Below are 12,533 nucleotides of genomic sequence, written 5' to 3' on the forward strand. Positions count from 1 at the left end.
GGCTCAGGCCCCTTGCGTGAGTTCGCCCAGCACGGCCCGGAAGGTCCGGCGCAGGAGCGGGATCTTGAAGTCGTTGCCGCCTTGCCCCTCGGCCTCGGCCAGAAGGATGTCGGCGGCCTCGTCGAAGGTCTCGCGGGTCGGCTCGCGACCGGCGAGCGCGGTCTCGACCTCGAGGTTGCGCCACGGCCGCGGTGCGACGCCGCCGAAGGCCAGCGCGGCCTGCTCGATCACGCCGTCCTTCACCGAGACGATGCCGGCGACGGAGACGAGCGCGAAGGCGTAGGACGCGCGGTCGCGCACCTTGCGGTAGGTCTGCCGGCCCGGCGGCGGCGCGGGCAGGACCACGGCGGTGATGAGCTCGCCGGGCTTCAGGACGGTCTCGATGTCCGGCCGGTCGCCGGGCAGGACGTAGAACTCCGCCAGCGGAACCGTGCGGGTGCCGCCCGCGCCCTCGATCTCGACGGAGGCGTCGAGCGCCTGCATCGCGACGGCCATGTCGCTCGGATGGGTGGCGATGCAATGCTCGGAGGCGCCGAGGATCGCGTGCAGCCGGGTGGCGCCGCCGATGGCCCGGCAGCCGGAGCCGGGCTCGCGCTTGTTGCAGGGCGAGGCGACGTCCTGGAAGTAGTAGCACCGCGTCCGCTGGAGCAGGTTGCCGCCTGTGGTCGCCATGTTGCGAAGCTGGCCACTCGCGCCGGAGAGGAGCGCGCGGGAGAGGACGGGATAGTCGCGGCGGATGCGGTCGTCCACGGCGAGGTCGGAGTTCGAGACCAGCGCGCCAATCCTGAGGCCCCCCTCGAAATCCTCGATCCGCTTCAGGTCGAGCCGGGTGATGTCGACGACCCGTTCGGGCGTCTCCACGCCGAGCTTCATCAGGTCGAGGAGGTTGGTGCCGCCGGCGATGATCTTCCCGGCATCGAGGGCACCGGAGACATCCTGGGCGCGTGCGTAGTCGAAGGGCCTCATTCCGCGGCCTCCTTCCAGCCGTTGGCGCCGCCGACTTCGGAGATCGCGTCGACGATGTTCGGGTAGGCGGCGCAGCGGCAGAGATTGCCGGACATGCGCTCGGAGATTTCTTCCTCGGTCAATTCTGCGCCCGCATTCAGGTCGTCGGTCACGACACTGGGCCAGCCGGCGCGCACCTCGTCGAGCATGGCGGTGGCCGAGCAGATCTGACCCGGGGTGCAATAGCCGCACTGGTAGCCGTCGTGGCGCACGAAGGCGTCCTGCAGCGGCGACAGCGCGCCGGGCTCACCCAGCCCCTCGATCGTGGTGATCTCGACACCGTCCATCATGCAGGCGAGCGTCAGGCAGGAATTGATCCGCCGCCCGTCGGCGATGACGGTGCAGGCGCCGCACTGGCCGTGATCGCAACCCTTCTTGGAGCCTGTCAGGCCGAGGTGGTTGCGAAGCGCGTCGAGTAGCGTGGTCCGGTTGTCGGCCTCGAGCTCGTAGGACGCGCCGTTGATCGAAAGGGTCGTTTTCATGGTCACTCCGGCGTGTTTCGCAAGCCGAACGACCGGGGTCGAACAAGTGTTCCTTAATCTTTCTTGGCGCGGCGGCGGGTCGCGGGAGGCGTTCCGGAACGCCTCCCGACCGGCCGTCAGAGGAAGATGAAGCCGTCCTCCTCGGGCGTCCCGAGATCGAGGCCGATGAGCAGCGGATCGTGGTCGGAGGCGGCGAAGGGATCGTCGCCGCTGTAGAAGCCCGCATCGGTGAACTCACTGGAATAGGACATCAGGTCCGGCTCCAGCGAGTTGATGTGCCATTCGGCCACCCCGGTGACCTGAGAGGCCAGCGAACGGGACGCGAGCCCCTGGTCGAGCGCGCCGCGCTGGCCGTCGAAGACGAAGCTGAACGCGTCCTCGGCCCCGACGAAGGTCTCGAGCAGGTCGACGTAGCCCGCCGCCTCGATGGCCTGCACCGGGTCCTCCTCGTTGTAGGCGTTGAGGTCGCCGATGATGAGGGCGTCCGGGTCGCCGGTGCCGAACGGGTCGGAGGCGAGCCAGGCCGTGAGCTGTTCGGCGGCGTCGGTGCGCGTCGCGTTCCAGTACCCTTGGCCGTCGCCCTGGTCGACGTCGGGATTGCCCGGATCGCCGCCCGCGAGACCGCTATCGCCCTTCGACTTGAAGTGGTTGACCGCGATGGTCACGACCTCGCCGTTCCCGTCCCCGAAGGCCGCAGCGACGGCGGGGCGGTTTCGCTGCTCGCCGCCGTCGTCGAAGACGTAGACGCCGCTGTCGAGGACCGAGACGGAACCGGGCTTGTAGATCAGCCCCGTGGTGATCGCGTCGGTGCCGACCAGACCGCCGTCCTCCGTGGGATCCACGAAGTCGTAGATTTCGGCGCCCAGACGCGTGTTCACCGCATCCACCAGCGTGGCGACGGCGGAGGCATCGTCGAAGCCGTTGTTCTCGATCTCCTGCAGGCCCACCACGTCGGCGTCGAGTTCCACGAGCGCGTTCACCAGCTTCTCGGTCTGGCGTTCGAGGTCGAACGCGGAGGTCGCGCCGCGCACGTCGAGCGTGGTGAAGAAGTTGAGCGCGTTGAAGCTCGCCACCTTCAGGTCGCCGCCCACCTCGGGGGCCTCCGGATCGCGGGTGCCAACACCGGTCGCTTCGTCGATGGGCAGGGGCTCTGTCGGGATGACGCGGTACTCGCCGAACCCGTAGGTCAGGACGCCCTCGACCGGCGTGTCCATCTCCGCCCCGATCCGCGGCGCCGGGTTGTCGAGCCCGAACGTGTCGCCCGCCGAGAGGATGCCGTCGCCGTCGTCGCCGGCCGTGTCGTTGGCGATGTAGGGGAAAGCGTCGGGGTTCTGCGACCCGTTGCCGTCGTCGATGATCAGCCGGTTGGCGGCGTTGTCGGCCTGCAGCGCCTCGATCTCGGCGCGCTCGGTCTGGGCGTCGTAGATCTGCGTCGGCTGGACCTGATCGCCCGCGCTAACCACGACCTCGCCGTAGCGGTCGAAGTTGAAGGTCTCGATGATCGTGACCGGATCGGCCGTCGACGAGGTGACGGCGACGCGCATGCCTTCCAGCGGCTCGAGGTCGGTCTCGATGGGCAGGGTGAGGGACGCGGCGGTCGGGAGGTCCGCCATGCCCAGCACGTCGATCATGACAGCGGAGATCTGCGTGGCGCCGAAAGATTCCTCGACCACGCCCTCGGCGAAGACCATGTCGCCCACAGTCACGGTCGGCGCGTCGTCGGTGAAGACGAAGATGCCCTCGGAGGTGGCGGCGTCGCCGTCGGCATCCGCGTCCTCCTCCTGCAGGAAGAAGCCGTCGCCCAGCGTCGCGGTCACCACGGCGGTCACGTTCACGAAGCGGTCGATCAAGGGCGAGGTCGCGCCGGACCCCTGGACCTGGTTGATGAGGACGCTCTCGCTCGGCCCGTCGGGTATACCGTCATCCGCGACGTTCGCGGCGTCGCGGGTCGAGTCGAGCGGGCCCGCCCACTTGCCGTCGACCTTCTGCAGGGACTGGCCGATCGCGGTACTGCCGCCCTCGGAGACGCCCACGTCCTCGGAGGTCATGCCCTCCGCCGGCCCGTCCGTCGCCGTGAACGAGCCCTCGTAGGAAAGAAACTCAACGACGGCGCCGTCCGGGTCGACCAGCGCGAACCCATCGGGCGATCCGTTCTGCAGGCCCCGCACGTCGACCGACGCGAAGCCAGCCGCGTTGAGCGTGCCGTCAAGCCGGATCGTGCGGTAGGACTCGTTGTCGCTGCCGTCGTAGAGCACGATGGACCAGCCGGCGAGGTCGAGGTCCGGCGCGCCAGCGACCTCGATGAACTCACCCGTATCGGTCCCGGCGTTGTCGTAGTGGAACTCGTTGATCGACAGGGCGGGGGCCGGGCCGGTATCCGTGCCGGTCACGGTGAGGGTGACGGTCGCCGTATCCGTGGCCCCGCGACCGTCCGAGACGGTGTATCCGAAGGAAACCTCGACCGTCTCGCCCTCGGCCAGATCGGCGAAGGCGCCGGTCGAGTCGTAGGTGACGGTGCCATCGTCGTTCAGCGTCGCCGTGCCGACGAGGTCCGCCATGTCGAGCGCCGTGATCGTCAGGTCGTCGCCGTCGAAGTCGAAATCGTTGGCGGTCAGTTCCGTCAGCGTGAGCGACGCCCCGGCGGCAAGGCCCGCGCTGTCGTCGCGGGCGAGCACGCCGTTGTTCCCCCCGGTCAGGTCGACGTAATAATCGTCGGCCTCGTAATAGAGCTGTTCGACCGACTGGAGCAGGTCGTAGTTTCCCGGATTCTCGAAGCTGGAGACGAGCGTGCGCGGCATGCGTCCGATCATCACGTTATAGTCTTCCACGCCGCCGGCATATTCGGCCGTATCGAAGCCGCGCTGGCCGTTGATCCGGTTCGCCCCCGCACCGCCGCGGATGACATCGTCGCCCCGACCGGCGAAAACCGTGTCGTCGCCCGCGCCGGCATCGATCGTGTCGTCGCCGAAGCGTCCGCGGATGCGGTCGTCGCCATCGGTGCCGGAAAGGAGGTCGTCGCCGAACGTCCCCCGGACGGGATTGAAGGGCCGATTCATGGGAAACCTCGATGTCGATTGCTCTGGGACTGGTTAACCCGGCTTATCGACAGTTCCGTGACGGAAGGCCAGCGACGACCGGAGAAACCGGTGGCCCGTAGGCCGTTCCGCCCCGGGGGCAGGCGCCCCGCGGGCGGCGCTCAGAGGAGCGCCGTCCCGTCGAGGGTCAGTCGGACCGGCCCGGACGCCTCGGGCAGATGCGTGCCGTCGACCGAGACCTCCACCAGCAGGTCGCCGCGGGTGAAGGCGAGGATGCCGGCCTCGGCGTCGCGCGGTGCGTAGGGCGCTTCGAGGAGATCGGGCCGGTCCCGGCGCAGATGCAGGAGGGTGCGTGTCAGCGCCAGCTTGGCGGCGTCGAAGGGCGTCTCGGTCTCGCCGCGGGCGAGAGCGTCGAAATCAACGACGGCGCGGTTGTCGGGATCGGTCAGGCGGAAGCTGCCGATCTCGGTGCCCTGATAGATGTCGGGAATGCCGGGGATGGTCAGCTTCAGCGCGCATTGCGCCAGCGACAGGTTCGCGGCCCGGTCGGCCAACGGCGCGACCGCTTCGGGCAGCGGGTCGATCGCCCCCGCGATGTCGCGGGCGGCCCCGGTGACGCGGGCCTCGTAGTCCTTGTCCGGCGAGGTCCAGAACGTGTCGCGCTTGGCCTCGCGCATTGCCTTCGTCATGTGATCGGCCAGCCTGTCGGCCAGCTCCCCCTCGGGCTGCGCGGCGAAGGCGGATTGCGCGAGATACCAGCCCCAGGGCGCCGGCAGGTCGGTCAGCTCGCGCAGGGTGTCGCGCATCGCGACGTCGTGACTGATCGCGGCGATGCGCATCCGCGCGTCCTCGGAGCGCTTGGTGTCATGGCTCGAGGTGAGGGTGAGCGCGCCGGGCATCGTCGCCTGCCGCACCTGCATCGCCTCGTGGAAGCCCGCGATGTCGAGCGCCGGCTCGTCGGGCTCGCCGCCGACTTCGTTGGCCGACAGCAGCGGCGTGTAGCGATAGAACGCCGTGTCCTCCTGCGCCTTGGCGATGGCCGCGCCGGTGAGCTGCTGGAGCCGGACGCGCAGCTCGCCGCAATCCGGGTCGAGCAGCAGCGCGAGCAGGTCGTCGATCGCGCCCGTATCGATCATGTCGGCCTTGGCGCGCTCCACGTTGTCGCGCATCGCCTCGGCGTCGGCTTCGCTGACCGCCTCCATCGTGGCGTAGGTGCGGTAACGCGGGAAGGCGCCGACATAGCGGATGATCGCTTCCCGCCAGGCGCCGCGGCCCCATTCGCCACCGCGCGACAGGGCGAGCTCCACCAGCCGGTCGAGCTCGGCGGGAAGTTCGGTCGTCACGATCTGGCGCTTCGACGCCGCCAGCACGCGGCGGAAATCGCTGCTGGTGCGCGCGTCGAGCTCCTCGGCGCCGGCCGCGTCGGTCAGGACCTGCGCGATTGCGCGGGCGGCGACGTAGCCGGTCGTGCCCTGCACCGACCATTCCTCGGGCAGGCGCTCGTCGCCGGTCAGGATCTTCTCCACCCAGACCGGCCGGTCGCCGACGCGGTCGCGCAGCTTGGCAAGATAACCCGCGGGATCGGCGAGGCCGTCCACGTGGTCCACGCGCAGCCCGTCGGCGATGCCTTCGTTGATAAGCTCGAAGGTCAGGCGGTGCATGTCGTCGAAGACCGCGTCGTCCTCGACCCGCACGCCGATCAGGCCGGTCACGGTGAAGAAGCGCCGGTGGGAGATCGCCGCCGACTCGGTCCGCCAATGCGTCAGCCGCCAGGGCTGCGCGTCGTGGAGGTCGCGGATGTCCTCCGGGCCGGTCACGGCGAGCGGCACGCGCAGGTCGCCCGCGATCATGTCGGTCCCGTCGGTGGTGACATCGCCCTTTTCCGCCATCGCCTCGAAGGGCTCGGGCAGCCAGGGCAGGCGCAGGCGGTCGGACCAGTCGATATCGAAGTGGCCGGCATAGGCGCTGTCGAGACCGTTGGCGAGGACGTCGTGCAGCCAGGGATTCGCGGCGTTGAAGGCCATGTGGTTGGGCACGATGTCGAGGATCAGGCCGAGCCCGTGTTCGCGCAGCTTCGCCGACAGTTTCTCGAGACCCGCCCGGCCGCCGAGCGACGGCTCGATCTCGTTCGGGTCGGTGACGTCGTAGCCGTGGGTTGAGCCGGGCGTCGCGGTGAAGAGGGGACTCGCGTAGAGATGCGAGACGCCCAGATCGACGAGATAGGGCACGAGCGTCTCGGCCCGTGCGAAGTCCATGTGCTCGCGGAATTGCAGGCGGTAGGTGGCGGTCGGGAGGTGCATCAGGCTCTCGGTCTGGCGGCGCGCATCAGGTCGGTGATGCGGGTGAAGACGGGATGGTCGGCGATGTCGTCCACCGTGACGGGCGACCGCGGGCGCCAGTTCGGATGGCCGTCGGTGACGCCGGGCAGGTTCGTGGGCGTCTCGGGACCGACGAGGTCGGCCAGACGAACCCCGGCGAGGAGGGACGGCGTCGCGGCCATGAAGGCATGCGCCCCGTCGAGCACGGCGTCGGGCAGCGTCTCCGCCTCCGGGTCGGCTTCGACCCCGAGCGCGCGAACGAGGTCACGCCGCTCCTTTTCGCGGTGGGCGCGGTGCTGCTCGCTGGCCTCGGGCGAGACAAGTCCGTTCGCCTCGCGCAGCTCGATGTCGTTGCCCTTCCACCAGGCCGACAGGATCGGCAGGTCGTGGGTCGAGAGGCAGGCCAGCGCGACGTCCGGATAGGCGTCGGCCGCGTCGAAGCCGGCCGCGCTCTGTTCGAAGTAGACGATCCGGTAGCTCAGGATGTTCGCCGCCGTCATCACCTGGCGGAAGCCGGGCGGGACGAAGCCCAGATCCTCGCCGATGAGGATGGCGTCGTTGCGGTGCGCCTCTTCGCAGAGGACCCGAAGAAGGTCGGCCATCGGGTAGCGCAGGTGGGTGCCGCTCGAAGCCGGTTCGCCGGAGGGAATGAGGAACAGCTGCCAGACCGCCATCGCATGGTCGATCCGGAGCGCGCCCGCGTCGCGAAGCTGCGCGCCGATCATCGCGCGGTAGGTGGCGTAGTCGTCGCGTGCCATCTTCTCGGGCGATGGCGCGGCGAGGTGCCAGTTCTGACCGTGCTCGGAGAAGACGTCGGGCGGCGCGCCGACGCCGAGACCGGGCATCGCGGCGGCGGTGCCGGACCAGGTGGCCGACCCGTCCTGCGCTTCGCCCACCGCGAGGTCGAGATAGAGGCCGATCCGCATGCCGGCCTCCTTGGCGGCCCGCTGCGCGGCGCGAAGCTGGCTCCGGGCGACGTATTGCAGCCATTGCTGGAAGCGGACGTCTTCGGCTTGGGTCTCGGCGATCTCGGCCGCCGCCGCGCCGTGCGGGTCGCGCAACGCTTCGGGCCAGCCGGTCCAGCCGGCATGGCTCTGTCCGGCGGAGATCACCTCGAAGAGCGCGTGCAGGCGCAGTGCCTCGCCGCCCTCCTCGACGAAGATTTGGAAATCCAGATCGTCGCCCGTCGCGTCGAAGACGGCACGCAGGGCCGCAAGTTTCGCCTCGGTGACGGCGGCGTAGTCCACGAGGTCGCTGTCGGGCAGGTCGGGCCGTTGGCAGCCGAGCGCATCGGGCGCGATGTAGAGCGGGTTCAGGAAGCGCCGGTTCGAGGGCGAGAATGGCGAGCAATGTCCCGGCGCAGCGAGGAACAGCGCGTGGAGCGGGTTCACGCCGAGGAAGTCGGCGCCGGCATCGCCGCAGATCCGGGCAAGCTGCGCCAGATCGGTGAAGTCGCCGATCCCCCAGTTCCGGTCGGAGCGCAATTCGTAGAGCTGGCAGAACACGCCCCAGCCGCAGGCCGGGCGTGGCGCGCTCGCGTCGGGCGACGGCATCGTCCCGGCCGCGGGCGGACCGGACGGCGCGCCTTCGGGGTCGATGCCGAGCCGTTCGAGGATCAGCGCGAGCGTCGCGTCAGGGACGTCGCGCTCCTCGTAGGTGGTGGTCAGGCCGTGATGCCGGGCGAGACTGCGCAGGCTCATGTGTCGAGCCAGAACGCGGCGGAGACGGGGGCGCCCGGAGCCTTTCCGGTGAGCTGGATAAGCTCCCCGGCCGCGGGGGGCAGGTCGACGGCGCTGTCGCCGAAATTGGCGCGCAGACGCAGCGTGCCGCCGTTGAGCCGCCAGTCGACGGCCACGCAACGATCCGGCGCCTGCAGCACCGTGCCGCTGTGCGGGCCGGTGCCGGGCAGGAACGGAACGACCTTTTCCTGCCGCAGATGCAGGAGGTGGCGAACGAAGGCGAAGGTGGCGCTGTGCGGCTCGGCGGACAGCTTGTCCCAGTCGAGCTTGCTGTCCGAGAAGGAGGAGATCGCGATCGGGTCGGGGACCTCCTCGGCCTGGTGCCCGCCGAAGCCCGCGAACTCCTTGCGACGGCCTTCGGTCACGGCGCGGCCGAGCTCGTCGTGGAAATCCGCGAAGAACAGGAACGGCCGCGTCTCGCCGTATTCCTCTCCCATGAAGAGGAGCGGGATATGCGGGGACAGCAGCAGAGTCGTGTGCAACGCCCGGATCATCTCGGGCGTGGCGAGCGCGGCGATGCGCTCGCCGATGGCCCGGTTGCCGACCTGATCGTGGTTCTGCAGGAAGTCGATGAAGGCTGCGGGCGGCAGGTGGTCCGACGGCGCGCCGCGCGCCTCGCCCTCGTATGTCTCTCCCTGGAAGGAGAAGCCGGTGGCCGCGGCCTTGGCCATCAACCCGGCCGGGTCGTTCTCGAAGGAGACGTAGTAGCCCTCGGTCTCCCCGGTGGCGAGGACATGGGCGCAATGGTGCCAGTCGTCGTTCCACTCCGCCGTCATCAGGGGGGCGTGATTGCCGCGCCGCTCGTGCAGATAGGTGATGTTGCGGTTGTCCTCGGTGGTCAGATGCACCTCCCGGTCCAGCCGGGCGCGGATGTCGCGGGGAAGCTGGATGAGGAATTCCGGGTCGGACGTGTCGCGGATGTGATCCACCGCGTCGAAGCGCAAACCGTCGAAGCGGAACTGCTGCAACCAGTAGACGGCGTTGTCGATGAAGAAGCGCCGCACGGGCCCCTCCGAATAGTCGATCGCCGATCCCCAAGGGGTATGTCGCTCCGGATCGAAGAACTCGGGCGTGTGGGCGGGGATGTAGCTGCCCTCGGGGCCGAAATGGTTGTAGACTACGTCGAGGATCACCATGAGCCCCTTGCCATGCGCCGCGTCGACGAGCGCGCGCAACTCGTCGGGCGTGCCGTAGGCGCGGTGCGGCGCGTAGAGGAGCGTCCCGTCGTAGCCCCAGCCGCGCTCGCCGCCGAAGGTCGCGACCGGCAGGAGTTCCAGCGCGGTGATGCCGAGATCGACGAGATAGTCGAGCTTGTCGTGGATCGCCGCGAACGTGCCCTCGGGGGTGAAAGTGCCCACGTGGCATTCGTAGATCACCGCCTCCTCCCACTTGCGGGCGGAGGGCGGGTGTTTCCACTCGTATTTCGAGATGGCGACGCGGCTCAGCGAATGGACGTCGCCGGACTGGGCATGCGCGGCGGGGTCGTGAAACATGCGGCCGTCGGGGATGCAGAAGCCGTATTCGGACCCGTCATGCGCCTCGGCGACGGTGGCAAACCAGCCCTCCCCCTGCTTGTCCATCGGGAAGTTCTGACCGTCGAGATGCAGGGTCAACGCATCGAGCCCCGGGGCCCAGAGCCGGAAGTGCACGCCGTCCGGGCCGATGCGCGGTCCCCAGTGTCGGTCGCTGTCGTGGGTGTCCATCAAATCGTGTCCTCGTCGTCGGACCGTGGCACGGTGTCCCCCTGCTCTTCGGTCTGCGGAATGTCGTATTGCGCGTCGGAGAGGCCGCTGCCACGTTCGTCGCTGGCGTTCTCCGTCATTTCGGGCTCGGTTTCCTGACCCTCGGGTTCGATCGGTCCGGTTCCGACGGCCTCGAGCAGCATGAGCGCGCGTTCCTTCAGCGTGATCTCCCCCGACACGGTCGGGCCGCCATCCTGCGTGACGAGGCCCGTGTCGGTGTCGATCCGTGTCTCCCATTCCCCCGGCGGCAACCGGTAGGTGATCGCGTCCGGGTTTGCGTTCATCGCGAGCAGAAGGGACCGATCCTCGCCCCCCGCGATCACCAGCGACAGGACGCGCCGTTCCGGATCGTGCCAGTCGTCCGGCTGCATCGCCGCGCCGGTCCTGCGGTGCCAGGTGACGAAACGCCCTTCGGGGTTGCCGTCGGTTCCGTGCAGGAACCGCTGGGAGGTCAGCAGGTCGCGCGACTTGCGCAGCTGGATGAGGTCGGCGGTGAACTTGGCGAAGGGATCGTCGGCCTTCGACCAGTCGAACCAGTTCATCTCGCCCGGCTGGCAATAGGTGTTGTTGTTGCCGTCCTGGGAGCGGCCGTGCTCGTCGCCCATCAGGATCATCGGCGTGCCCTGACTGAGCAGCAGCGTCGCCATCATGTTGCGGCGCTGACGGTCGCGGAGGGCGAGGATGTCGGGATCGTCGGTCGGACCCTCGACACCGTGGTTCCAGCTCACGTTGTGCGAATGGCCGTCGTTGTTGTCCTCGCCGTTCGCCTCGTTGTGCTTGTCGTTGTAGGAGACGAGGTCGGCCAGCGTGAAGCCGTCATGCGCGGTGATGAAGTTGATCGATGTCCAGGGCCGACGGCCGCGATGCTCGAACTTCGAGGCCGAACCCAGAAGGCGGTCGGCCATGTCGGGAGCCTTGCCGCCGTCACCCTTCCAGAAGGCCCGGACGGTGTCGCGATAGGTGTCGTTCCATTCGGCCCATCCCGGAGGGAAGTTGCCGACCTGATAGCCGTTGTTGCCGGTGTCCCAAGGCTCGGCGATCATCTTGACGCCGGACAGGACGGGGTCCTGCAGCACCGCGTCGAAGAACGGGGCATGCGGGTCGAAATTGTCGCGCCGCCGTCCGAGCGTGGAGGCGAGGTCGAAGCGGAACCCGTCGATATGACATTTCTCGACCCAGTATCGAAGCGAATCCATGACCATCTGCAACACCCGCCGGTTGTCGAGGTCGAGCGAGTTCCCGGTGCCGGTCGTGTCGTAGTAGTACCGCCGGTCGTCGCCCAGAATGTAGTAGCTGGCGTTGTCGATCCCGCGGAAGGACAGGGTCGGGCCCATCTGGTTGCCTTCGGCGGTGTGGTTGTAGACCACGTCGAGGATCACCTCGATACCGGCGTCGTGCAGGCGGCGGACCATCACGCGGAACTCGTCGAGCGCGCCATGCTGCATCAGGTAGCGCATCGTCGGCGCGAAGAACCCGATCGTGTTGTAGCCCCACCAGTTCACCAGCCCGCGCTCGAGCAGGTGGCGGTCGTTCGGGAAGGCATGGACCGGCAGCAATTCGATCGCGGTCACGCCGAGTTTCTGGAGGTGGCGGATCGTGTCCGGGTGGGCCAACCCCTCGAACGTGCCGCGCAGCGGCTCATCCACGTGGCCGGCGCCCTTGGTCATGCCGCCGACATGCGCCTCGTAGATTACCGTCTTGGACCATTCGGTGTTGGGACGACGATCGTTGCCCCAGGCCGAGGCATCCGCGGTGACGACGCATTTCGGCATGACGAAAGCGCTGTCGCGACGATCGAAGCTCAGATCACCCCGTCGCGAGCCGAGCCGGTAGCCGAACAGGCTGTCGTGCCAGCGCAGGTCGCCCTTGTGGGCGCGGGCGTAGGGATCGGCGAGGAGCTTGTTCGGGTTGAAGCGGTGACCGACCTCGGGGGCGTAGGGCCCGTGGACCCGGTAGCCGTAGAGCTGCCCGGGACGGACCTCCGGCAGATAGCCGTGGAACACCTGATGGGTGTATTCCGGCAGCGGGATGCGGGCGATCTCGCGGCGGCCGCTTTCGTTGAACAGGCAAAGCTCGACCTTTTCGGCATGGGCGGAGAACAGGGCGAAATTGGTGCCTGCCCCGTCCCAGGTCGCGCCGAGGCGCGACCCGGTGCCGGCTTCGAGGGCGTAGGGTGTGGAGGACATCTCGGTCGAACCTTCCGGAGTGCGTG

General features: G+C 68.7%; 7 protein-coding genes. All 7 read right to left on the reverse strand.

What is annotated here, in order from left to right; all coding sequences use genetic code 11:
- Positions 1-3: 3 nt before the first annotated feature.
- The 7 genes from Q1A87_RS06095 to glgX all read right to left on the reverse strand — a co-directional run bounded on the left by Q1A87_RS06095 (position 4) and on the right by glgX (position 12,507).
- The gene (locus Q1A87_RS06095) at positions 4-966 is read right to left on the reverse strand and encodes a xanthine dehydrogenase family protein subunit M (RefSeq protein WP_299648256.1); all 963 of its coding nucleotides are present in this window, start codon (positions 964-966) and stop codon (positions 4-6) included.
- Positions 963-1,487, reverse strand: coding sequence for a 2Fe-2S iron-sulfur cluster-binding protein (locus tag Q1A87_RS06100; protein ID WP_299648259.1), 525 nt, complete (start codon positions 1,485-1,487; stop codon positions 963-965). The genes Q1A87_RS06095 and Q1A87_RS06100 overlap by 4 nt, the downstream gene beginning before the upstream one ends.
- Before the next feature lie 116 nt (positions 1,488-1,603).
- Positions 1,604-4,543 (reverse strand): ExeM/NucH family extracellular endonuclease, encoded by a 2,940-nt coding sequence (locus Q1A87_RS06105; protein WP_299648262.1) that lies wholly within the window; start codon positions 4,541-4,543, stop codon positions 1,604-1,606.
- 140 nt (positions 4,544-4,683) lie between these two features.
- Positions 4,684-6,822, reverse strand: coding sequence for a malto-oligosyltrehalose synthase (treY, locus tag Q1A87_RS06110; protein WP_299648265.1), 2,139 nt, complete (start codon positions 6,820-6,822; stop codon positions 4,684-4,686).
- Positions 6,822-8,540 carry a 4-alpha-glucanotransferase gene (gene malQ / locus Q1A87_RS06115; RefSeq protein WP_299648269.1) on the reverse strand — a complete coding sequence of 573 codons (1,719 nt, stop codon included), beginning with the start codon at positions 8,538-8,540 and terminating at the stop codon, positions 6,822-6,824. The genes treY and malQ overlap by 1 nt, the downstream gene beginning before the upstream one ends.
- Entirely contained in the window at positions 8,537-10,282 is a 1,746-nt protein-coding gene (treZ, locus tag Q1A87_RS06120; RefSeq protein ID WP_299648272.1) for a malto-oligosyltrehalose trehalohydrolase, read from the reverse strand. The genes malQ and treZ overlap by 4 nt, the downstream gene beginning before the upstream one ends.
- Positions 10,282-12,507: a glycogen debranching protein GlgX gene (gene glgX, locus Q1A87_RS06125; protein WP_299648275.1), complete on the reverse strand. Its 2,226-nt coding sequence runs from the start codon at positions 12,505-12,507 to the stop codon at positions 10,282-10,284. The genes treZ and glgX overlap by 1 nt, the downstream gene beginning before the upstream one ends.
- Positions 12,508-12,533: the final 26 nt, after the last annotated feature.

The sequence above is a fragment of the uncultured Jannaschia sp. genome (genome assembly GCF_947494055.1).
Lineage (GTDB): Bacteria > Pseudomonadota > Alphaproteobacteria > Rhodobacterales > Rhodobacteraceae > Jannaschia.

Coding starts and splice junctions, on each gene's coding strand:
- Q1A87_RS06105 (WP_299648262.1), bottom strand. CDS start 4,543: ATGAATCGGCCCTTCAATCCCGTCCGGGGGACGTTCGGCGACGACCTC.
- glgX (WP_299648275.1), bottom strand. CDS start 12,507: ATGTCCTCCACACCCTACGCCCTCGAAGCCGGCACCGGGTCGCGCCTC.
- malQ (WP_299648269.1), bottom strand. CDS start 8,540: ATGAGCCTGCGCAGTCTCGCCCGGCATCACGGCCTGACCACCACCTAC.
- Q1A87_RS06100 (WP_299648259.1), bottom strand. CDS start 1,487: ATGAAAACGACCCTTTCGATCAACGGCGCGTCCTACGAGCTCGAGGCC.
- Q1A87_RS06095 (WP_299648256.1), bottom strand. CDS start 966: ATGAGGCCCTTCGACTACGCACGCGCCCAGGATGTCTCCGGTGCCCTC.
- treZ (WP_299648272.1), bottom strand. CDS start 10,282: ATGGACACCCACGACAGCGACCGACACTGGGGACCGCGCATCGGCCCG.
- treY (WP_299648265.1), bottom strand. CDS start 6,822: ATGCACCTCCCGACCGCCACCTACCGCCTGCAATTCCGCGAGCACATG.